Annotated in this window: 11 protein-coding genes; 5 read left to right on the forward strand and 6 right to left on the reverse strand. The window is 56.8% G+C overall.

Features of this window, described 5'->3' with window-relative positions; all coding sequences use genetic code 11:
• Positions 1-449 precede the first annotated feature (449 nt).
• From SH139x_RS16860 to SH139x_RS16875, 4 genes are all read left to right on the forward strand, one after another.
• Positions 450-1,616 carry a type III PLP-dependent enzyme gene (locus tag SH139x_RS16860; RefSeq protein ID WP_488350941.1) on the forward strand — a complete coding sequence of 389 codons (1,167 nt, stop codon included), beginning with the start codon at positions 450-452 and terminating at the stop codon, positions 1,614-1,616.
• Between the two features lie 9 nt (positions 1,617-1,625).
• The gene (locus SH139x_RS16865; RefSeq protein WP_488350942.1) at positions 1,626-3,110 is read left to right on the forward strand and encodes a high affinity choline transporter 1; all 1,485 of its coding nucleotides are present in this window, start codon (positions 1,626-1,628) and stop codon (positions 3,108-3,110) included.
• A 202-nt stretch (positions 3,111-3,312) separates the two neighbouring features.
• The gene (locus SH139x_RS16870; protein ID WP_488350943.1) at positions 3,313-4,899 is read left to right on the forward strand and encodes a BBP7 family outer membrane beta-barrel protein; all 1,587 of its coding nucleotides are present in this window, start codon (positions 3,313-3,315) and stop codon (positions 4,897-4,899) included.
• A 122-nt stretch (positions 4,900-5,021) separates the two neighbouring features.
• The gene (locus SH139x_RS16875) at positions 5,022-9,326 is read left to right on the forward strand and encodes a beta strand repeat-containing protein (protein WP_488350944.1); all 4,305 of its coding nucleotides are present in this window, start codon (positions 5,022-5,024) and stop codon (positions 9,324-9,326) included.
• Between the two features lie 218 nt (positions 9,327-9,544).
• Here SH139x_RS16875 and SH139x_RS16880 read toward each other — a convergent pair whose 3' ends face one another.
• The 6 genes from SH139x_RS16880 to mfd all read right to left on the reverse strand — a co-directional run bounded on the left by SH139x_RS16880 (position 9,545) and on the right by mfd (position 20,567).
• Positions 9,545-11,464 (reverse strand): PDZ domain-containing protein, encoded by a 1,920-nt coding sequence (locus SH139x_RS16880; protein ID WP_488350945.1) that lies wholly within the window; start codon positions 11,462-11,464, stop codon positions 9,545-9,547.
• 110 nt (positions 11,465-11,574) lie between these two features.
• Positions 11,575-12,591: a S1C family serine protease gene (locus tag SH139x_RS16885; protein ID WP_488350946.1), complete on the reverse strand. Its 1,017-nt coding sequence runs from the start codon at positions 12,589-12,591 to the stop codon at positions 11,575-11,577.
• An 8-nt stretch (positions 12,592-12,599) separates the two neighbouring features.
• Entirely contained in the window at positions 12,600-14,573 is a 1,974-nt protein-coding gene (locus SH139x_RS16890) for a S1C family serine protease (RefSeq protein WP_488350947.1), read from the reverse strand.
• 33 nt (positions 14,574-14,606) lie between these two features.
• Positions 14,607-15,758: an NPCBM/NEW2 domain-containing protein gene (locus SH139x_RS16895; protein ID WP_488350948.1), complete on the reverse strand. Its 1,152-nt coding sequence runs from the start codon at positions 15,756-15,758 to the stop codon at positions 14,607-14,609.
• A 314-nt stretch (positions 15,759-16,072) separates the two neighbouring features.
• Positions 16,073-17,263: a peptidylprolyl isomerase gene (locus SH139x_RS16900; protein ID WP_488350949.1), complete on the reverse strand. Its 1,191-nt coding sequence runs from the start codon at positions 17,261-17,263 to the stop codon at positions 16,073-16,075.
• A gap of 139 nt (positions 17,264-17,402) precedes the next feature.
• Entirely contained in the window at positions 17,403-20,567 is a 3,165-nt protein-coding gene (gene mfd / locus SH139x_RS16905) for a transcription-repair coupling factor (RefSeq protein WP_488356038.1), read from the reverse strand.
• A gap of 328 nt (positions 20,568-20,895) precedes the next feature.
• Here mfd and SH139x_RS16910 point away from each other — a divergent pair, with 328 nt between their 5' ends.
• Positions 20,896-23,766 carry a serine/threonine protein kinase gene (locus SH139x_RS16910; RefSeq protein ID WP_488350950.1) on the forward strand — a complete coding sequence of 957 codons (2,871 nt, stop codon included), beginning with the start codon at positions 20,896-20,898 and terminating at the stop codon, positions 23,764-23,766.
• The last annotated feature ends 83 nt before the right edge of the window (positions 23,767-23,849 follow it).

Here is a 23,849-nt window from a genome sequence, read left to right on the forward strand (position 1 = left end):
TAATCAGCGGCAGGCACGGAAAATTGGTTTCTGGTCGCTCGGCGGTTGGGATTCAGCGGGCGGAGGCCCTAACGCTTGCGCCCGCGGCGTTGCCCACCCGCTCACTGGAGTGATCTCGCTTGAGTAAGGTTGATTAAAATTACCAAAAAGCCCTTCTCTTTTTTACCTTTCACTGCGTACTATGTGTGACGAAGACCGATTCAGGTCTTGACGAGTTGGTTTAGGTGATCTCGGCTCCGCTGGGATTCACTTTGGACGACCGACCGGTGTGTGTGTCGAACTGACGTACATGCGAAAACCGATGCCAAACCCCAAGGCAAAACCCCAAGGTCAACGCGGTTTTAGCTGCATGAAGGCGGCAAGATAACTGCTCGGAACAGTCGGCCGACAATTTTTTAATTTTGTTGGTTGTAGTCTCTGCGTTTTCTGACCTTGGGTAGATAATAACAATGCAAATGGTGGAATGTGTGCGTCCGCAGTCGCTGCGGCAAGCGCGGCCGGTGATTGGTTTTGAACAAGCTCGCAGTCTGGTTGCCGAGCATGGCTCACCCCTGTTGGTGGTTGGCAAGTCAAAGCTGATTGATACTTACTGGGCGATGAAAAATGCCTTGGTGGGGATCGAGTTATATTATGCGGCTAAAGCGAATCCCGACCCTCACATCCTCTCCACGCTCTGTGCGGAGAACGCTTTCGTTGATGTCTGCTCGGAGCGCGAAATGCAGGCTGCTCTGGAAGCTGGCTTTTCTCCCGAGCGAATGCTGCACACACATCCTTGTAAGACAGAGAGCAACTTTCGCAGCTGCTATCAGGCTGGCTTGCGGTGGTTCGTATTTGACAACGTCAACGAAGCGGAAAAGCTTGCTGCTTGGGAACCCGGCGTCTCCTTGCTGCTCCGCGTGGCGACCCCAAATTCTTCCAGTCTGATCAATTTATCGGCCAAGTTTGGCGCTCCGTTGGAGCAGGCTCGCGAAGTGCTGGAGGCCGCTCGTCGGCTTGGTTTAAACGTCCGCGGTTTTTCCTTCCACGTCGGCAGCCAATGCCTTGATCCGCAGGACTACAGCATCGCCTTGGGCAGCATCCGCGGGCTATGGGATGAAGCGACCGAGATGGGTTTTGCGTTGGAGGTGCTCGACATTGGTGGTGGTTTACCCGCGCCTTACCGGACCGATGTACCGCCGATCGAAGTCTTCGGTGAAGCGATCACCACGGGGCTGGCTCAGCATTTTGGCAACCTGGGAATCCGCGTAATCGCTGAACCTGGGCGAGGGCTGTGCGCCGAATCGACGACTTTAATTACGCAAGTGATCGGCAAGAGCCGCCGCTGGGACCGTCCGTGGTTCACGATTGACGATGGACTATACGGCTCTTTTTCGGGGAAAGTCTTCGACCACTGTGATTTCCCGATTTGGTATGAGGGGTATGGTCAGCGAGCGGTCGAGCCGTGCGTGGTAGCCGGTCCAACGTGCGATTCGGGAGATGTCATCTCAAATGATCAAGCGTTGCCCGATTTGGAAGTTGGCGAGTTGCTGTTGATACCCTGCATGGGCGCGTACGCGGGTGCCAGTGCTTCGCCGTTTAATGGCTTACCAGTCGCTAAGTCAGTCGCCATTTTCTAGGGCACCTTCATGCTCACATTTGCGGTGCTTGCCTACCTATTGGCGACCATTTGCGTGGGGCTGATTGCTTCACGACGGGTGCATGGTGCCCGTGACTTCATGGTGGCCGGGCGATCACTGCCACTGTACATGAACTTTACTTGCGTGTTCGCGACATGGTTTGGGGCCGAAACGGTGCTGTCCGTTTCGGCCACTTTTGCCAAAGACGGTTTGGTCGCCATTCCCGGCGATCCCTTTGGTTTTTCAGTTTGCCTGATCTTGGTTGCCCTGTTTTTCGCTCGCAAGTTCTATCGCATGGACTTGCTGACCATCGGTGACTTCTATCGCATTCGCTTTGGAAAAGGCGTTGAGATTGGCACCTCGTTAGTAATCACCGCCTCCTATTTGGGTTGGGCGGCGGCTCAACTGACCGCACTGGGGTTGGTTTTATCGGTGCTTGGCCAGGCGGGCGGCTGGGCTTGGCTGACCATCGACAACGGCATTCTTTGCGGCGTTGGCATCGTCTTGGTCTACACAGCGTTGGGTGGCATGTGGGCCGTTGCCTTGACCGATATGGTCCAGACCGTAGTCATCGTGATCGGTCTAATCACCATCGCGGTAATCATCGGCGATCAGGCGGGTGGCGCCAGCCACGTCATTCAATCGGCTGCGTCTTCCGGTCGATTGCAATTGTTTCCCCGCGGGGGAAGTGAAGTCTGGCTGCCCTTTCTTGCCGGCTTTATCACGGCCGCGTTGGGGTCAATTCCACAGCAGGATGTGTTTCAGCGTGTGACCAGCGCCAAAGACGAAAAAACCGCGATCCGCGGCACGTTGTTGGGCGGGAGTTTTTATTTTTGCTTTGCCTTTGTCCCGATGTTCATCGCTTTTGCGGCTCTATTAATTGACCCCACTTACCTAGAGTTGTTTCAGTCGGGGGACGAACGTGAGGTGCAGCGGGTGTTGCCGGAACTGATCCTGGCGAGAACCCCCTTTTGGGCGCAAGTAATTTTCCTCGGCGCCTTGGTCTCGGCAATCCTCTCGACCTCCAGCGGGACGCTGCTGGCGCCGACCAGCTTGATCGTGGAAAATGTGCTGCGACCATGCTTTCCCAAATTTGTCTCCGCCAACATGCTGCTGCTGTTGCGTTTGGTGCTGACTTTGGTCGCGGGTGCCGCGACGTGGCAAGCGGTCAGCAGTAACGCCACGATGTACGAAATGGTGCAAGGCGCCTATAGCGTGCCCTTGGTCGGTGCTTTGGTGCCGCTGGCGATGGGGATGTATTGGCGACGAGCGACCACCACCGGCGCGGTCACCTCGATGGTTGCCGGCGTGTCGACTTGGTTAAGCGTGATGTATGCCGCCCCGGAATTCGCGATTCCCCCGCAGCTCTGCGGGCTATTTGCCAGCCTCGTTGGCATGCTGCTGGGCAGTTGGGCCACGCCGCCTAATCCTCCCGCCGCCAATCCGTCGGAATCCGCCGCTGACCCGTCGGAATCCGCCCCTGTCGCTCTGTAGGCAGCGGGACGGCGGCGCTGAGTTTAACGATTGGGTAAAATATTCTGATTTTAGGTTCAGGATTTCGCCAAGCCCTGCCGATAACGAATCATGTCCGAAGGATTCTGGCTGATCGTGAGCCTTTTTCCCAATTTTTTGGAAGCCGGGGGGCATTCCAAGAACAACTGCCGGACGCACCCATTTCTCCCGCGATGGTGTCAAAGTGCTCCAAATTCGATTCGCCCCCCACACAGTCTTGCCACTGCTGCTGCTCGTCGCCTCGACGGTTGTCGCTGACGAAACTCGGCGCCCCGCCATTAAACGCAGCGAACGCATTGCTCGGGCCAGCTGGCAACCAGTTAGGGCCAGCGGTGCCAATCAATCTACGGTGATCCGTCAGGTTCAAGACCTCGAGACGCTGCCTGTTCCTCAGGGGACAGCCGAAGCGACTCCAGCCAACCCACAACCGGTTCCGCTTTCTGGTCCCGTTGTGATGGATGGCGGTCCCGTTGTGATGGATGGCGGCCAGTATTTCGACGACGGTGGGTTTTACGGAAACCAGGGCTTCGGAGGCGATTTAGCCTGCGACGCGATGGTTTGCGGAGGTACCGGCTGCGGCGGTTGCGGCGGGGTGGGCTGCGATTCGGCAGGTCACTGTGACAGCATGGGCTGCGGAGGAGGGGTTGGCTGCGGTCATCGTGGTGGCTGGCGTCCTTGCCTAACGATTTGTTTTCCTCAAGACGGTTGGTTTGCAGCCGATTACTTGATGTGGTCACAACGCGGCATGGATTTACCACCGCTGGTGACGCGTGGAAACGCCTTAGGCACCCAGCCCATCATTGGAAACCCCGGGGTGGATGTGATCTACGGTAACAACCCCGATCATTTGGACGGCCGCTTGGACGGAGTTCGATTGAACTTTGGGCTGTGGTTGGACCGTTGTCACGAATGGTCGATTTCGGCCGACTATTTCGGCTTTGAAGAGATTTCCGAGAGCGTGCGATTTTTTGGAAATGGGGTATCGAGTTTGGGCCGACCAATTCGGGATGTTTCCCGAGCGGGTGGACCGAACGGTGCCGAGTTGGTTGAGTTTAATGATGGGACAATTGATATCACGGGCAACGTGGGAGTTTTCAGCCGCAGTCAATTGCGATCGGGTGGATTTCAGTTTCGTCGCTTCCTGGCTTGCAAAGACGGCTGTGGAGAGACGGTATTTCTGCGGCTGCCAGCCAACTTCCGCAGCCGTTTTGATCTTGGCATCGGCTATCGCTACACCCAGCTCGACGAAGGCCTGATCATTGATGAAAACTTGAACTCCCGTGGTAACACGTTTTTGCTGACCGACAATTTCGACACCCGAACTCAATTCAACGGATTCGATTTCGCGATCTACTACACGCGGATGCGTGGCAACTGGAGCTTGGACCTGCAGGGTCGCATGGGCATCGGTACGAATCGTCAAAACGTCACCATCGCCGGCGGCCGGATCGAGAACGGGATACCAGCAAACGGTGGTTTGTTAGCTCAAACGACGAACATCGGCAGCTACGCTCGTGACCGCTTTGCGGTGTTGCCAGAGTTTCGAGCAACGCTGGGCTATCAATTGACTCCACGCTTGCGGGCCAACTTGGGTTACACGTTCCTTTATTGGTCGAACGTGGTGCGACCGGGTGATCAAATTGATTTGGATGTCGACCCGAATTTGCTCGGCCCGGTTCCGCCAGCCGGTGCCACGCGTCCCGCGTTTGCCTTTAATGAAACCGATTATTGGGCACAGGGAATTAGCTTTGGTGGCGAATACCGCTGGTAATCCACCGTCTAATGCCCACCGATTAGGGGCTCAACTTGCTAGCAGCTGACAGCCGATATTGAATCTTACCGGCAAGGCTGGCGTTATTCTCACAGCCAACTTTTCATTCAAGGATGAGTCGCATGTTCTTTGATCGTTTTTTCGGTCGCCAACCCGCCCAGAGTAACGTTCGCAGCCCACAAAGCAAACGTGCTCGTCAGCGTCCCGTAAACGGCGGTCGTCCAGGGCCGCGACGTTTGCGGTTAGAGCGACTGCTGGCGCGAGAACTGTTGGCTGGTGACTTTGCCGCGATCTCAGGCAACGTGTTTACGGACTTGCAAGACAACGGTCTGGATGCGGGCGATCCGGCTGTGGCCGGCGTCACCGTAAGCCTCTACCGAGATGGAGGCGATAACGTTTTTAACTTTGGCCAGGTCGGCAGCGACGATGCGCTGACCGCCGCCGATATCACCGACGCCGATGGGAACTATGAGTTCACCGGGCTGAACGCGGGAACCTACTTCGTTCAACAGACCGCGGCCGTCGGTCGTCTGCAACGGGCGGCCGACGCGTTAGTTCAGGTTGTCATCGATGAGGCTCTGGCGAGCGGTGATTCGTCCACCGGACAAGTTGTCATCGACACGTTTGATGGAGCGAGACAACAAGTCGCCGACCCCAACGTTGTTGGACCGCCTGCTATCAACACGACCGATTCAGCAGCCGCTCCCGAGGCTCTCGGGGGTGAGCGAGATTTACGAGCGGTACGAACGAGCGGCACTGGCTCGGTAGCAATCGACATAAACGGCGTTGAGACCGACCTGGTGGTGATAACAGCCAGTCCGTCTGGAGAGGGAACCGCTAATTTTCAGTGGGACGGCGCCGATGGTGATGCAACTAATCTGGATCCCGTCGGTCTCCGAGCTGGCGGTGCCGCGGGTGTGGATCTCACCGTGGCCGGCGCGGAAGGCATTTTGGTGCAAGCACGCTCCGATCAAGCGGGCGATCAAGTGGTCATCACGGTCCATACCGATGCCACAAATTTCTCGACCGTAACGCTGAACATTCCCGACCTCTCCGCACTGCCGGGCCTGACAACCGAAGCCTTTACCATTCCGTTTGACGATTTCTCAACCGGTGGTGGTGCGGCCGGACCAGCTGATTTTACCAACGTCGGCGCGATTTCGGCTGAAGTCTCGCTGAGCAACAATTCTCAAGTTTTGTTCAACGTGGTTGGTGCAGTTACGCCTTCCGTAACCACGATCAACTTTCCCAGCTTTCTCCCTTTGACGGTCGGCAACCTAGTATTTAATGACCTCAACAATAACGGTGTGCGTGACGTCGGAGAGCCCGGTATTGATGGAGTCGATGTCAATCTGTTTCTGGATGACAATGACGGCGTGTTCGAACCAGGCGTCGATCAACAAATCGGCGGCACGGCAACCACCGCGGGTGGCGGGTTATATTCATTTGACGGCCTGTTCCCCGGCACCTATTTCGCACAAATTCCGAACGCCGAGTTTACGTTAGGAGCCACGCTATCAGGCTTCCAGTCCAGCCAATTGGGCACACCAGCACCGGACCCGAACAACGACGTCGACAACGACGACAATGGCAACGCGGTGGCCACGCAGGGTGTGGTCGCCGGCCCGCTGACGTTAGTCTCGTTGAGTGAGCCCGATGGCGCGGGTAACACAAATAACCGTCTCGATATCGGTGTCGCGCCGCAGGTCGACGTCGAAATTCAAAAGTCAGTCTTTACGACGACACCTCGAGTCGGTGCGCCGGCAACATATCGTTTGATCGTCAGTAACAACGGACCGCAAGCGGCCACCGACGTGGTTGTCGTCGACACCTTGCCGGCCGGTATTGATCCGACTGCGGGTGGCCTCGTCAGCGTCACTCGCGATGGTGTTGATATTACCGGCCCCGGCGTGGGTACCGTGACCGTTGCCGGGCAAACCTTGACGATGCCCACGATCGCCACGCTAGCGGTCGGCACCGACGTGATCTTCGACATCACAGTCAATGTTCCAGCAGATGGTGTGGGCGCGTTCAACAACCAAGCCACAGTCGCTTCCGGTGGTGCCGATACCGATCCCAATAACAACGCCAGCGACGTTAACTTAAATCCAGCTCGCGAACTCGATCTCCAGTTAACCAAAGTCGCGTCAGATACTGACATCAACGTTGGTGACAGCTTTACCTACACGCTGACGATTCTCAACGTTGGCCCCAGCACGGGGACCGGTGTGACCGTCACTGACGTGCTGCCGGCGGGCCTCACCTTCAACAGCGGAACGATCACTCGCGGCGGGGTCACCTCGGGAGTCGGCGTCACCGAAGCGGGCGGCACTGTAACGGCGGCAATTGGGGACATTGGTGTCAACGAACCAATCACCGTGGATATCAACGTCACCGCCGGTCCGGCTGCAATCGGTGTCATCAATAATTCGGCCAGCGTCACGACTCCGAACGAAACAGATACGGTTCCAGCCAATAACCAAGCAGTTTCAGCCCCCGTGACAGTCACCGCGATTGTCGATTTGGTGCTTACCAAACAGGCTCCGGCAAACGGCATCGCCGGTGAGGAATTGGTTTACACCTTTGAAGTTTCTAATGTCGGACCGGCCGATGCCACCGCGGTAACCATTGTCGATACGCTGCCCGCTGGCGTCACCTTCGTCAACGGTAGCAATAATGCGACCTTCGACGCTACGACTCCCGGACAGGTCACAATTGATGTTGGCGGCGTGGCCGCCGGAGCAGCCGCGCCGACTGTGATCACGATGACCGTCTTGGTGCCGGCGACCGCCGCACCAGGGTTGATCAACAACACCGCGGTTGTTTCCACCGCCGTGCAAACTGAGTTACCAGCCACCCTCGCCAACAACAACGCTGTCGCGCCGACCACAATTGCGCAAGAGGTTGATCTGGCCGTCACCAAAGCCGACAACATCGATCCGGTCGTGCCCGGCAACGAGCTCGTTTATACCATTGAAGTCCTCAACAATGGTCCAAGTGCGGCCAGCAGCGTCACATTGACCGATCAGTTACCAACGGGCACCTCGCTGGTCTCAATCTTTGAGAATGGGATCAACATCACGAATAGCGCCACTATCAACGGCAACCAAGTGTCACTCGCTCTCGGCACCGTGCTGCCCGATCCAAATCCCCAGGTGTACACCTTCACGGTCGCTGTTGCCTCCAACGTTACCACCCAGCTTTCCAACACGGTGACGGTGAGCAGCGCGCAACAAACGTTTGAAACAAATACGCAAAACAACTCCGCGGTGGAAACGACCCAGGTCACGCCAACTGCCGTGATCTCGGTGACCAAAGACGATAATGTGACCTCGGCCACGCCGGGCGAACAGCTGACCTACACGATCAACGTCAGCAACGTCGGCCCCAGTGATGCCACGAACTTGGTCGTCACTGACACCTTGCCCGCTGGAGTCTCGGTGGTCAGTTCCTCCGTCCCTGGTCCTGTTGCGGGGCAGACCGGTAGCATCACGCTGCAACTCGGTTCGCTCCCCGCTAATCAAAATACGCAGGTCCTCTTGGTGGTCAATATCCAACCTTCTACTCAGGGCACGTTAACTAACACGGTCACGGTGACCGGCGGAGGCGTAACAGCCGGTGTCCTCACAGCCCAACACCAGACACCGTTGTCTCCCGAATTCGATGTCGATTTGCAAAAAACGGCATCCGCCACGGAAGTTGCTCCTGGCGATACTGTCGTTCTGGAAATCACAGCAACGAACTTTGGCCCCTCAACGGCTACGAACGTGAACCTCAGCGAGCTGCTGCCCGCCGGCTTGAACTTTCAATCAGGTACGCTAGACGGTACGCCGATCAACAGTCCGGCTGGTGCGAATCCCGTTATCGTGGCGTTAGGAGATCTCGAGCCCAATGCCGCTCGGACGATTCTGATTAATGCCGTGGTCGATCCCAACCTGGGTGTGGGAACTCAGCTTAATCCGGCAGCCGACGTGCCAGTGGCGCTCGATGAAACAAACCCCAATAACAATCAAGCGGCCGTGCAACTAACGGTTGTGAACGACAACGGTTCGATTATCGGGCGAGTGATCCTCGACAACGACTTGAGTGACACGCTGAATAACACGGGCACCGCAGTAGCGGACACGCCGCTGGCCGGTGTTGTAATTCAACTGCTGGACGCCAACGGAGTGGCTACCGGTGCTACCTCTACGACCAATGCAAATGGCGAATATAGCTTTACCGGACTTGTCCCCGGCACCTATCAAATTCGCCGCGGTTTACCAGCCGGTCTCTACGATGGTGTCGATGAACTCGGTAACGGTGCCGCGGCGCAATCGATAATCGATGCCGCGACCATGCAGGTCACCTTGGGTGCCGGCAATACCACGGCTGAAAACTTTGATTTCGGTCTCCGACCATTCTCGAAGTTGCTGTTCTTCGTCTAAACCGCGGAGCGGTAACAACTGGATTGAGCCCGGGGGGGCTTTTTGGAAAACAAACCTGATTCGATTGCCAGCCGGCGCTAAAAGCGGGAGCCGGTGGATTGGTTGCGGCTGGCAAGCAATCGGTTTGTTGACCAAATGTTTGTGGCCGGGGTCGGTCGTCTCGACGACCGACCCCGCTACACAGCACGATCCGAGATAAGCTCAGCTCAATGCAGTCGTTACACTCTGGCCAACATCCAGATGAACTGCATCAGGCGATCGCGTTCGGGAACCGAATCGACAATTGCATATCCTACGCGTCGCAAGACTTCGACCCAGCGGGGAAAATCAGCGCCGCTGCGTTGAATCAAGATATGCAACGGTGCGCTCGGGTCGTTCTCACGAATCTGCACAGCTGGCGGGCTCACGTCAACCGGCACAGCAAAGCCTGAAAAGGTGGTGGGATCTGCGAACGCGGCGATGATGGCCAACGTCGCTCCCGGACCATCGCCGGTCACACCAACGGCGTGGGGTTGGATGCGATAGCGTTTATTGATCATTGCCACCAAGCGAGCCGCCAATTCCGCTTCTTCGGAATTCCATTTCTCGGCGTCTTTCGATCCCAACATGGCCACGATCACGCGATGCTTCTCGGCCAGCGTTTGCCAGCCCTTCAGCGCCGCGTCAAGCTCCGCTTCGCCCGGCTCGGCAAACACGATCAAGAGACCAAGTGGTTGCTCATTCACCTCAGCCGGGGGCGCCAACATGGCGGCTCTATTCGGCACATCAGGCAGCGTCAAATCCGCCAACTCCCATTTGATCGCCGCGAAGTCTCCCGGCAAAGCGGGAGTCTCCAATGGCCAAACTCCAGCCGCGCTGGCTGCCGTCCAAGTGATCTCTTGCGTTTCCCCTTCGCGTTGAATCTGCAGTTTACTCTCACCACCAGGGGTCAATGTCATTACCTGTTGCCGCAAAGCATCTAATTCGGTGACAGGTTTGCCATCGAGCTGCAAAATCAGGTCGCCCACGCGCAGCCCGGCCAGTTGCGCTGGCGATTTATCAAACACGCTGATAACCTCCAAGGGCTGGCCCTCAGCCGATGCCAGGAGCACGCCCAAAGTTTGTGGGCTAAAGGGTGGTATATCGGCAACTAAAGTTGCCTGCACCGATACCCGCTCCCCCGCACGATCAATGTCGATTTTAACGGGGCTGCCCGCATCGAGCGGGCCAAGAATTTCTTTAATCTGCTGGTGACGCTCGACGAGAACATCATTGATAGCAACAATCTGATCACCCGTTTCGATGCCAGCTTGGGCCGCTGGGGAACCGATGCGAACGGCGGAAATTTTCGTCCCCGAGGCGAGCGGATCGCTGCTGCCAGCCACGACTCCCAACTTGCCAGGCTGGATGTCCGTGCCTTGCATGAGCGTTTCCAGACGAGACAAGACTTGGGAGGCGGGAGCGGCAAAGGCAATCCCCGAATCATACCAGCCAACTTTATCTCCGGTGCCACCAGCCTCGGGCATCGCAGGCACCACGAATCCCAACAACTGACCGCGAATGTTGATTAATGGTCCGCCGTAAAAGGGTGGTGAAATACGGGCGTCGGTTTGCATCGCGCGACCATTCAACCGGCTCAGCGCGCTGACGATCCCAACCGAGCGAGCGGCTGGTCCGGCAGCACCAATTCGTCCCACCGCAATCGCGTAATCTCCCACCCGCACTTGCTCCGCGGGGACCAAGTCGATCGTGGGCAATGGTTCCACCGGTTGCACCTTGAGCAACACCAACTCCCGCGCCGAATCGCGTGCGACAATCTCAGCAGGAAGACGCGTCCCATCGCCGAAGACAACCAAAATGGAAGCAGCCGACCGTTCAGCCACCAAACTCGACGCCAGAATGAATCCAGAGGCATCGACAACCGTTCCCGCCGAGGGTGCATCGGCGGCCACTTCCCCCGCGGCAACTTCGCTGACTCCCACCACTTCGATGCTGACCACCGCCGGCCCCACTCGCTCCACGGCTTGGGCAATCGCGGCCGCCTCGGCAGCAAAAAAATCAAACGCCTCCTGCGCTCCCGCGGATTGCTGAGAAGACAACAGCAGGCTAAAGACGAGCAAACATGGTAAGTAAAACAAGCGCATGGAAAATCGCTTCATCGTGGTAAAAGTATAGATAACTGGTGGCGATCGCCGGTACCTCCCCCCGCACTGCAACTCGTTTCAACTCTAAAAAACCACGGTATGCGAGGAAGCGTTGGGGATCGGTGCTATGGTTTCCGCATCGTCACGGAAACGATTTGGCTGCCTCGCTGGACAGTAACGGTCAAAGGATCGCGAACATCAATCGACCTCAACATTTCAATTAGCGCCTGCTGACCGCCAACACGTTGCCCATCGACCAACAGGATCAAATCATCAGCTCTTAATTCGCCCAAATCGGCTGGCGATTTCGGCACCACACGATCGATGTAAGCGGGCGTATTCTCCAGCACGTTGGGAATCATCACCATACCCAACTTCTCCAAAGAGTGAGCTTGATCTCGAGCGAGAGGCTGAGAACTCGCGGCACGCACCGACTGGCGACCGGCAATGATGTCACCAATCGCACCCCGCATGACCTCGGTGGGGATCGCGTAGTTCAGCCAAACGCCGGTGCGTTCATCACGCAGTTCCTTGCCCAACATACCGAGCAGATTCCCGCGAACGTCGACCAACGCACCACCAGCCGCACCCGGGTTGTTGGCGACCAAATCTAAGATAAAAACACGACCATCATAAGCAGTTTTAAACGTCCCACGACGGGCTGCTAGATTCGACTCCGCGGCAATGTAACCTTGCATCACGCTGGCCGGTTCGTTGCCGGCGGCGATCGAAAACAAATTGCTCACGGCCAACACCGGCATGCTGGCTTCCACTTGCAGATCGCCGCTCATCGGAAAGAAGGGCAAGTCGGTCGCTTCCAGCTTGAGGACAGCTAACTCCAGATTGGGTTCAAAACCGACAATCGTGGCCTCGAATTTACGGCCGTCGTCGAGCACCACCAAGGGTGAATCCACATCCAGCACGTAACTCCATGCGGTCGCCACGTGCCCCTCGGGCGATACCAAACAGCCACTTTGATACGCTTCCAGACCAGCCATACCACCGGCCCCGTAGACTTTCACCACGCGACGTTGAACCTCACGCGTGACGCCGGCTCGCGACGGCGGCTGAGCCACTAGCCATGAGGAAGTCCCCCACAGCACGATCAGCGAGAATAAAACTCTGAGCACTGAATTCTGCATGGGTCTGCTCAGCTTTCCTCAGTCGTAGGTTCGGTATTCCAAGCGGTGATGTTCAATCGCAACACCACGTCGGTGCCAAAACGCAACTCCAAAGCCTGCGGCGAAACGCGTGGGCCATTTGAATCACCTGACTCATCGGCGGGCAAATCGGCAGCGGCAGCTGGCCAAATGATAATTAACTCCGCCGGATCCCGTGAGCTATCGGCCGTCAGCTCAATCGCTTCGAGCAAACCAGCGTCGGGATGGTGAATAAGTCGCGATTCCAATTCACCAGCCGTGCCCACTAAGACGTCTCGCAAAGGACGCTGACCAAGAAACGGCGCAGTGCCCAGATAGTAAACATCTCCAAACTTGTCGGCACCCAGCTCCAACATTCGCCGCCAAGCATCCAGGGCGGGCAGTATGGCACCAGGCGTGGCCTCATCAACCGCATCAAACCGTTCCGCCGTCGACGCCAACCTGATCTCCTGCTCGCCAGATCGCATCAGCAGCTCGTGGCCGGAAATCTCCAAGGTGATTTCCCGTGGAGTGGCTTCGTCAGTCAGACCACGAACGATCCAACGCTGCGGTTGATCTGCCCCCGCCGGTGCCAAACGTCGCAGGCCATCCACCAATCGCTGTTGATGAAGTTGATTAAAATAATAGTTCGCGTATCCGCGTCGCTCTGCAAAGAGGTCGACGACCTGTTGCGGAATCGGTTTCCCATCCGCCCCTTGAGGTCGCTTGCTTCCCTTTTCCTCCGCCGACTGAGCCCGATCTTCGCTCTCCGCACCCGGCTGGTCGTCAGCAGGTGCCGGTGCAGGAGGAGCGGGTGGTGGTGGTGGCAAGGCCATCCCCATTTTCTCAATCAGCTCGTCCTGACGGTGCACGCCAGCAAGACGCACGAGAATTTCTCTCCGCTCTCCACCCCGCGCAAAGGTCAAAGGAATTCGCCAACCCTTCGGCAAGGTTCCTAAAATGTTTTGCACGTCATTGGCGGTCTGCACAATCCGTCCAGCCACTTCCAGCAGTTCATCGTTATAGCGCAAGCCGCGGCGATAGGCATCCGAAGATGGCAAGATGTTGCTGACTCGCACGCCACCATCGGGATCGGTCACCACCGTGGCGCCCAACGTGGCATGGTCAACAATTCGACCGCTGCGTAAATATCCGAGAAAATTCTTGGCTTGGTTAATCGAAATCGCGTAACCCACGCCGACGTTAACGCGGTTCCGCTTTTCAAACGATGCGCGCCCCACAATGCCAATGAGTCTGCCTTGGGCATCATAAATCGGACCCCCGGAATTTCCAGGGTTGATTGAGGCATCGGTCTGTAGGCAATCGGCATACTCCAACAGCGTGCCAGAAGGATATTGATAACGATGCACTCCGCTGAGAATGCCCCAAGTTACCGTCGGTTCCAAATTCATCGCCAGCAAGAAAGGATTACCGACGACGAAACACCAATCACCCGCTTGCAATTGATCACTGTCGGCTAGCTCAGCAGCGGGAAAATCATCGCGCCCCAGCAAGCGAATTAAAGCTAAGTCTCCGACCGGATCGATGCCCACGATCACCGCGTCGTAGATTTTGCCATCGGAGAGGCCACACCGCATGTAGGTTCCCGCCGGGCTGCTGACGTGAAAATTAGTCAGCGCGTAACCATCGGGAGAAATGAGCACGCCACTGCCGCCCCCCGCGCCACCCGGGACAAAGACGCTGACCGCCGTGGGAGTCGCCTTTGCGATCGCCTCAACCCGTTGCTGTTGGGCTCGCAGGACTTCAGCCGCGACATCCACTCCAGCTTCACCCGCGACATCTTCATCCGTCGCATCCTGCGCGGCAGCTTGTTCGCCACCGAATTCCCCCCAGCCGCATCCCCAAACAGCGCCAAAGCAGAGCAAAAATAGCACCACCAGATCGCACCGCTGGCGACTGCCGGCCCAAGGTGGGCAGAGCGAGCGTAGGGCCGAGTTGGCCAAGTCATTCATCCTTCCGCGCATGCATCTCTCCCTAATGGACAATAAACAGTCCTTTTACTGGACCAAGCGGGGTTGCAGGAACCGAATTACGTCTCCGGCGTCTCCCCGAGCTTCGCCCGTCCCAAAGTCTACTTTGAAGGTAACCCTGCGGGAGCCGTTCAGCGGAATTTCTATGCCACGCGTGGCGTCAGCGGGTAAAACCGTTTCTTTCCATACAACCGCGTCATCGAGCAAAATCTGCACGAGTGCTCCGGTCCCCGAGGAAACGCTCGGGTCCGGTGCGATCCGCGCCGTTAAGGTCTCGTAATCTGGATCAAGTCGATAGGTAACCGAAGAGCCGCCGCGGAGGACCAAATGAGCGTCCTCGATCACCCGCACTCCCAACCAAGCGGACAACAGCTGAGCATCCACTCGGGAAGCAATCAATGGTTCATAAGTTCGCTCCACCGGCTCGGTTTTTGCCAATGTCAGCGAGTTGTCAGCAAAACGTAATTCATCGAGTTGCTGCAAATCGATTGAGCGTCGCTGACCATCGGCAAGCTCGAACTGGAAAGTATCGGGCGCGTTTCCGCTGAGCAGTGACTTTACCGCCCACACGGAACCGTAGCTGTCGACAACGGCCGAACCGCGGTCCGGGGCCACGGTCGTGCCGCCAATGATCAGCCCCTCGAGCCGATTGACCGGCGCGGGAATTGAATCACCCCCCAAATCAAACTCTACTTTCGTTGGATCGGCCGACTTAATCACACCGGCAACCTGATCGATCACTGCACCGTCGCGACGAATTACCAACCGATCGTTGGCCTGAGCTTCGCCCAGCATCCCGAGCCAAGCATCGTTGACTTCGGGTGAAGGAGCTCGAAAACGCACCCATGCCAATCGCTTGAGCGGTAGCGTGAATGATGGCTGATCCTTCAGCGAAAGGGTCGCTTGATCCCCCTCAATGCTCACCGATTCGATCTGCAGACGGCTGCCATCGGTCAAGCCGGCAGAACTCTTGGGGCCAACAATGTCGCCAGGAATTTGGCGATTGACGCGAGATAATTCCTCCGTCGCCACAAGCCGCTCTTCCCCGTCGACTCGCAGCTGCAGCCTGCCGTCCGACACGCCGAGCAACTCTGCCGAATAAGGCTCGCCGGTCAGCGGTGTGACGCGAACGGGCAAAGTGGCCCAAATCAGCAACCCTAACAATCCTAACCAAGTCATGCGACGCTTCCCGCAGCGTAAGACAGTACACGCGTTTACCCAACCCTCCTAGCATACGCGGCAAACGGGTCGCGGTCGAGCGCCGCGGAGCATGTCCCGGCAGAAAACAACTGCTCGCCCCCCGCCCCCAACAAGGTGCAGGGATCGGCAGCTCACCGATTAAGAAGCTCGATTAAGAAGTTGCTGTTCAGCTTCGGCTTCCCGAACATGCATGCCAAGAGAAAAGCCAAACAAAGCGGCCCTGCACGCACTTTGGATCACGCGGGAAAAACTACCGGACGCCGCGAAGCAAGCTTGCGTCTGCGGGTGGCAAGCTAGCGTTTGCGGGAGTCGGAATCGCCGGCCGCGAGTTGCGGCAGGGGCATGGCGGCCGGAATGTCACCCGGATATCGCGACCAGACTGGAACCTGGCGACGCAGGTCGGCCATCAGCTCCCGCTTCGCAGCGTCTCGCTTCGCCGCTTTGATTTCCTCGCGAATCTCATCTTGGACATCTCCCAAAGGCCGGATTCCGGCGGGACGACGTTCGAGCACGCGGACCACATGCAACCCGTCCTCATCTTCAATGATGGGGCTGAGACGGTTCAGTGGCAGGGAAAAAATATTCTGGTCCAGCGGCTTGCTGCGAAGACTGCCTTTGCTGGTCCAATCGTGCAAACCACCTTTTGCTGCTAGAGGGCCTTGCGATCTTTGCTTGGCCACGCTCTGCACGTTGCCGCCAAATCGGGCCTCGCGAAACATGTCTTCAATCTCGCTGACCGCCGCAGCGCGGGTGGGAAATTTGTCGAATCGAACGGTCAATTGCTCCCACCGTGCCTTGGCAGTCGTCTCAAACTTGGCACGATTTTGGTTGTAGTAAATGCGAATCTCGTTGAGCGAGACCTCAGGGTCGCGGGGAACATTATCTTGCCAATAAGCCTCACGGATCATCATATCCATGTACTCAGCCTCCATCGCTTTGATCGACGTGCCGTTTTCGACCAAAAACGCTTCTAACTCCTCGTCGGCGACCAATTTCAACTGCTCTTTTAGACGAGGGACATGCTCCTTCCAGAACATCTTCCGCGTTTGCAATTCCATACGGCCTTTCGCCTCGCGTCGCTGCTCAGCCGATGCGGAGCCGACTTGCTCGAGCAAAAACGCCTGCGCCAACATCTTGGTTTCGATCCGATGCTTGAGCGCCTCGCGAATCAACTTGAGCCGCACAATCCTGAGTTCTTCAGGCGGAATCAACGATAAATCGACATTCGCCGCTTGCAAGATCTGCTGGTTCACTTTCGGAAGCAAATCCCCAACCAAGATATGATCCTCACCCACGATTGCCAACACCGCAGCCGAGTCGGTGGGCAATTCCATCTGACGCAGTTTAGCAATCTCCTCGTCCGACAATTGCTGGGCTTGCCCGCGCGAACATGGATAGACCAGTAGCGAAGACGCCAAACTGATCAACAACCACCATCGCCGGCAAACGATTGCGCCACGTCGCGGCTGTGTTTCCAATTTCATAGCGATTTCGAAAGCAGAGGGCGGAAATTGAGGAACGGACTGATCATGAATCACTGAACTAGCCCGCTAGCCAAAAATGACTCGATTTTCAGATGATTGTGAAGTCAAAAAACTCCCGTCTTCCCTTTTAGATCGAATCTCAGCCCGACCGCAAGATCGATCCCAACATCCGCAGCCAAGTATCCCCGTCGTCATCTGACTCAATGTCTCCGAGCGGTACGTAAGCTTTACTCTCATCGACGATGCGGACTGGCTGCGAAGACGACTTCTGCAACTGGCGCACACGCGTCGCGTCTGAATATTTGAGCACTAAAAAGCTGCGTTCCAAGCTGATGCTGTGCAACTGCCAAATTGCCGCTTCGAGTCGCAACTCGGCCAACTCCAAAAGGCGTTCGACCGCTCGCGGTGGGGGTCCAAAACGGTCAACAATTTCAGCGCGAATTTCTTCGATGGCGGGAAATTGATCGAGCTTGGCGATCCGCCGGTACAAATCAATTTTATGACGCATATCGGGCACGTAATCGGAGGGCAGAAAGGCAGCCACGGGAACATCGATGTCGACTTGCGTGGAGACGCGGGGTGGCAAATTCTGGGCGTGACGAACGGCGTCTTCCAGTAATTGGCAGTAGAGTTCATAGCCGACTGCGGCGATAAAGCCACTTTGCTGAGTGCCGAGCAGATTTCCCGCGCCGCGAATTTCCAAATCGCGCATCGAGATGGCAAATCCCGCCCCCATTTGGCTAAATTCCTCGATGGCCCGCAAGCGTTTGCTCGCCTCAGGCGTTAAATACTTGGATCGGTCGAGCAACATGTAACAGTAGGCTTGATGTTTATACCGTCCGACGCGGCCCCGCAATTGATGGAGGTCGGCGAGCCCATAACGATTTGCCTCGTCGACGAAAATCGTGTTGGCGTTGGGAATATCAAGTCCATTTTCAATAATGGTCGTAGCCAACAGCACATCATATTTACGCTGCACGAAATCAATCATCACCTGTTCCAGCTGATGCTCGTCCATTTGACCATGGCCAATGCCAATCCGCGCCTCGGGCACGATCCGCTGCAGTTTTACCGCCAACTTTTCGATGTCGGCGACGCGATTGTGAACGAAAAAGACTTGGCCACCACGATTCAGCTCACGCACGATCGCGCTGCGGATTAAAGAATCGCTCCAGCGGACCACTTGGGTTTCCACACTTAACCGCTCAGCAGGTGGCGTCTCCAAATTACTAATGTCGCGTGCCCCGACCAAAGCCATGTGCAAGGTGCGGGGAATCGGAGTCGCCGACAATGTCAACACATCGACGTTGGAATGCTTGGCTTTTAAACGTTCTTTGATGGCCACGCCGAAGCGATGCTCTTCATCAATGATGACCAGCCCCAAATTGAAGAATTCAACTTGTTTGCTGGCCAGCCGGTGCGTGCCGATGACAATGTCGACTTGCCCTTTGCGAACTTTGGCAATGGTGTCGCGTTCCTCACTTCGCTCGGCAAAACGATTTAGCCTGCCGATATCAACGGGGAATTCGATCATGCGTTCACAGAACGTATGATAGTGCTGTTCGGCGAGCACAGTCGTTGGCACCAAAACGGCGACTTGATACCCGCTATCCACCGCCTTGAACGCGGCCCGCATGGCAACTTCTGTTTTACCGTATCCGACATCACCACAGATCAAGCGATCCATCGGTCGCGTGGTCTCCATGTCGAACTTGCAAGCTGTAATCGCCGACATTTGATCGGTGGTTTCCGTGTACGGAAAACTAGCATCAAACTGTTGTTGCCACTGACTGTCGACTTCAAAGTTAATGCCGGCGCGCGTTTGCCGCTCCGCTTGAACCTCCAACAACTCAGAAGCCATGTCGTGGACCGCTTGCTCGACGGCTTGGCGTTTTTTCGACCACGACTGGCCGCCCACTTTGGCTAAACGCGGGCGACTGCTGCCGCCGCCAACGTATCGTTGTATTAACCCGATACGATGCGCGGGGACATAGATTTTTGTTTCGCCATCGAACTCGACGACCAAATGCTCTTGCGTCTGTCCCTGCTTCTCAACTTGTTGAACACCTCGATACAGCCCGATACCATGCGACAAGTGGACCACCAAATCGCCTGGCTCCAATTGATGAAAGCTATCAATCGGCTTGCCTTTGACCCGCGTTCTAACGCGTCGCACTGGACTACGGTGAAATAGCTCAGCACCGGTTAAAACCAACACGCCGGTTGACTTCGTGAGCCCATGGCTCTCAGCACTATCCGCACCCTCGACACTATCCGCATCACTACCAGACTCACTGATGCGAAAGCCACCGCTGAGGTCTGCGACGGCGATTTGCAACCGTCCGTGCGTTGCCGCATCCGTTTCCCTAAGCAGTTCTCCCATCCGTTCAGCATCGGCGGGCGTATCGGCTACGATCACCACACCATGCCCGGCCGCCACGGTGTCCACCCGTTGCCGAATCCGCTCCAGTTCGCCGCTGAAACCAGCCACCGAAGCGGTTGGCAAAGTCACCGTTGCGAAGCTCTCGCTGCTGGGCAGGTCCACCGCGAACGCCAAACGCTGGGCAGCCAGCGAGCTCAAAAACGGCTCCCAGGGGGTAAACCGATCAGGATCCGCAACCCGCGCCCGCAACGCCTCGGCAACTTTTCCACATTGCTCCGGTTCAACAACCAACACGGCGGTGGCAGCGGCCAAGTATTCCGCCAGCTGACCACGCTCGCCCATCGTCGGTCCCACCGCCGACAACTCAATCTGCGTCAACCGACCAGTGCTCCGCTGGCTAGCTGGATCAAAATGGCGAATTGACTCGACTTCCTCATCAAACAATTCAATCCGCACCGGTTCGGTATTGTCGGGGGGAAAGATGTCGACGATTCCGCCCCGCTGAGAAAACTCGCCGGGCAATTGGACTGAAGTGGTGTGATGAAAACCAGCTTCGGCAAGCCAACGCAGCCACTCGCTTAAATCGATCACCTGCCCGACGCTCAACTGTCGACCAGCCGCCGCCACCGTAGCGCGACTCGGTACCGCCTGGATAGCCGCTGCCACGCTCGCGCAAACCACCACCGGCTCGACACCGGCCGCCGGATTGTCAGTCGCCCGCCGCAAACGTTGCAAAACGCGAAGGCGAGTGGCCAAGTCGTGGTCGCGGAGGGATGCGGGGTCCCCCAGCGATCCCGACAAAGGCAACAGATCGGCTTCAGGAATGCCGAAAGCACCCAAATCGGTTGCCACGATATCGGCGTCAACAGCCTCGGGAACAATCACCAACAGCACATCCAGCTGAGCTTGCTCAACCAGCATCGCGGCGGTCAGAGCACGCACCGAATCGCGAACCCCGGCGAACCAAATTCCACGATCAGAAGACCAATCAGCAAGCCGCCGCTGCAGCTGGACAAGTCGCGCCAACCTCGCCGGCAAGACGCTCAACTCTCGCGGGGCCTGCCGTGGCACCGTTTGGCGGTCGTCAAGTTGCGGGGCAACTGCTGAGGCCTCAAGCGAGCGGGGCAAGCGAATCTCCTTGATTTGCGTAACTTGCGGCGAATCCTTGGTCCGATAACGGGAAGCTTGCTATCTTACGCGTCCAGTCAATTTTTTCCCACCAGTCCCCCGCTTCTGGTTTGCGTTTTTGATGAGCAATTTCCCTCCATCCGATCAACTCGAATCGCTGCTGTTGCTGCTCGCTTATCGCCGAGGAGTGCTCGCTCCCGAATTTAACGAAGCGTTGCGAGGTCAATTGCAACAACAGGCGGCTGATATTCTGAAACAACATCAAGGGAACCTTGTCGAGGCGATCAGCAGTTTGGTGAATTCCGACCAGCCAACCGCATCGCTGGCTGACTTCGAGACGATCGGCCCAAATTCGCTACCTAATGCAGACCCGCTGACTTCCTCGCCCCAGTCGCCAGGGGTCCCCCTGCCGCCGAGCGTGCTCACATCTGCCGACTCTTCCAGCGAACCGCAAACAGCTTGGCAGACACAACCACCGACGGATGCGCCACCGTCGGATGTGCCCCCGTCGCGTGCCAGATCGGTAAAAATGCTGCCTCGTCCGCTGGAGGCCGAGAGATTTGTGCTAACCGGCGAACTGGGGCAAGGAGGACTGGGCCGCGTGATGACGGCGGAAGATCGGCAGCTGGGGAGACGGGTCGCCGTTAAACAAATCCGCGATGATTGCGCTGACGAGCCCTTGTTCCGAGCCAAGTTTGATCTAGAAGCTCGCTTGACCGGAAACCTAGAACATCCCGGTATCATTCCCATTTATGCCTACGGTCAAGACCAAGCGGGCCGCATGTATTACGCGATGCGAGTCGTCGATGGTCGCGATTTGCGTGATGAAATCCGAGAATTTCATACCAACCAAAAGTCCACCGCGAGCAACTTTCAAAGTAGCATTTTCCGAGCGCTCATTGGTCGCTTGATCGACGTCGGACAAGCGGTCGAATATGCGCACAGCCAAGGAGTCTTACATCGCGACTTAAAACCTAACAATGTGATGGTGGGAAAATTTGGTGAAACAATCCTTTTGGATTGGGGACTGGCCAAATCATTATCGAAAGATCATTCTGCAGCGGCGGATGCCCAAACCCCTAGGCAAGTTGCCATTCAACCAGCGGCCAAAGCTGTTGGCGAAACATCGCAAATGGAAACGCAACCCGGACAAGCGTTGGGCACTCCTGGCTACGCCTCGCCGGAACAACTGAGCGGCCAAAGCGATGCGCTCGGCCCGGCCACCGATGTCTATGGGTTGGGGGCCATTCTTTATGAAATGCTGGTTAACCGCCCGCCGATTGAGCTCAGTGATCGAGAGACGATGTGTCGGCAGACCATCCGCGGCGAAATAGCGCCGCCGCGGACAGTGTCGGCTCGCATTCCCAAACCGTTGGCAGCGATTGCCATGCGAGCCCTCGCCACGCAACCCGCCGAACGCTATCCCACCGCCGCCGCAGTGCTTGGCGACCTGGAACACTGGCTAGCGGATGAACCAACATGGGCGCATCAAGACTCCTGGACCGAGCGTGGCGCCCGCTGGGTGCGACGACACCGCGCCGCGGTGTTGGCCTCACTGATCGCCTTGATGGCAATTGCACTGATCACCACTTCCGCCGCCATGCTGATCAATCGACAACGCGTCGCAGCGAAACAACTCGCTGACGAGAACGGCCAACTCGCGGAAAGTAATCTTTCGCTTGCTAACGATGAAGCGGCCGCCCGTGAGCAGGCGGAGTTACGTCTCGAGGAATCCACCGCGGTAACCGACTTTCTCGTCGATGTGCTCGGGCGTCCCGACCCCGAAACCGACGGGCGCAGCGTCAAAGTGGCAGATGTTCTACTGGATGCCTTCGATAAGTTGGCAGACCGAAATCTGACCAACACATCGAAAAATGCTGTGCTCCGCGCAATCGCGTCCAGTCTCTTTGGATTGGGGCTCTACGATGAAACCTTGCCGGTCGTCGATGCTGCCCTGGCAACTTTGGCCGACGAATCGACCAAGCAACTCAACCCTTTAACCCAGTTCGACACGGTCAACCTTGCTGGCAAGTGCTATTTGCTCTCGGGAAAAACGACGGAGGCGGAGAAGCTTTTCCGCCGGGCCCTGACTACCGCAGAAGACTATCGTGAAACGGTACCGCTCACAAAGGTTAATGCCGCGCGATTGAATCTCATCGAAGTGTTGCGGCGAGCTGGACAACCGATCGCCGCCATTGAACAAGCCGACAAGGCGTTGACGCAACTCAGTGCATCCCAAGGCGAAGCAGCCGAAGGAACGCTGGTCGCCCGCAACCTCCTCGCGATTCTTAATGCCGACAATGGTTTTCCCGAAAAAGCGATCCCACTTTATCAACGAAATCTCGAACTCTTATTGTTGGAACTGGACGAAACCGCGGGCATCGTGTTGGCCACAAAAAACAACCTCGCCAGCGCATTTCGGAAAACGAAACAATTCGAGTTGGCAGAGCCCTTGTTCCTCGAAGTACTCGCAACCCGGCGAGAGACCCTTGGCGACGAACACATGGGAACCCTTGGCACGATGAACAATTTAGCCATGCTGTACGGTGATATGGGAGATTGGCAGAAGAACAACGAACTCACCGAGCAAGTATATCAGATCTGCAAAAAAGCTTACGGGGAGAGCAACCGGCAAACGCTGGTGGTGCTGAATAATTTGGCATTTGGTGCCATGCGACTGAATGATTTGCCGCGTGCGACGGAGTTGTTTGAAAGAAGTCTTAATTTACGCAAACAATCGCTGCCGGCGGAGCACCCTGACGTGCTGGAGGCGGAAAATAACTATGGCTTCATTCTTGCCCAAAACGGCGAACATGAATTGGCATTAACGCACTACGAAACCGCACTGCGGGGGCAACAAAGAGTTTTTCCAGCGGGTGATTCGCGCACACTTGACACACTCGAAAATTTAATCGAGACCCAGCAAGCACTGGGTAACCAAGCGGCGGTCGAAGAGTCTCAGCAACTATTTGACACCTTGAGCAAGCAGTGAATTCTGCACCAACAATTCTGCACCAACTTGCGCCGCACGCTAGAACACTGAAAAGTTCTCCGCTGGCAATATCTGCTTGCGAT

The organism is Kothea flammea (genome assembly GCF_052161645.1).
Lineage (GTDB): Bacteria > Planctomycetota > Planctomycetia > Pirellulales > Pirellulaceae > Laterigemmans.

Bases quoted from the DNA above. Each gene is read 5' to 3' on its own strand.
- SH139x_RS16860 (WP_488350941.1), top strand. From the start codon at position 450: ATGCAAATGGTGGAATGTGTGCGTCCGCAGTCGCTGCGGCAAGCGCGG.
- SH139x_RS16865 (WP_488350942.1), top strand. From the start codon at position 1,626: ATGCTCACATTTGCGGTGCTTGCCTACCTATTGGCGACCATTTGCGTG.
- SH139x_RS16875 (WP_488350944.1), top strand. From the start codon at position 5,022: ATGTTCTTTGATCGTTTTTTCGGTCGCCAACCCGCCCAGAGTAACGTT.
- SH139x_RS16880 (WP_488350945.1), bottom strand. From the start codon at position 11,464: ATGAAGCGATTTTCCATGCGCTTGTTTTACTTACCATGTTTGCTCGTC.
- SH139x_RS16885 (WP_488350946.1), bottom strand. From the start codon at position 12,591: ATGCAGAATTCAGTGCTCAGAGTTTTATTCTCGCTGATCGTGCTGTGG.
- SH139x_RS16890 (WP_488350947.1), bottom strand. From the start codon at position 14,573: ATGCGCGGAAGGATGAATGACTTGGCCAACTCGGCCCTACGCTCGCTC.
- SH139x_RS16895 (WP_488350948.1), bottom strand. From the start codon at position 15,758: ATGACTTGGTTAGGATTGTTAGGGTTGCTGATTTGGGCCACTTTGCCC.
- SH139x_RS16900 (WP_488350949.1), bottom strand. From the start codon at position 17,263: ATGAAATTGGAAACACAGCCGCGACGTGGCGCAATCGTTTGCCGGCGA.
- mfd (WP_488356038.1), bottom strand. From the start codon at position 20,567: ATGCTGGTTGAGCAAGCTCAGCTGGATGTGCTGTTGGTGATTGTTCCC.
- SH139x_RS16910 (WP_488350950.1), top strand. From the start codon at position 20,896: ATGAGCAATTTCCCTCCATCCGATCAACTCGAATCGCTGCTGTTGCTG.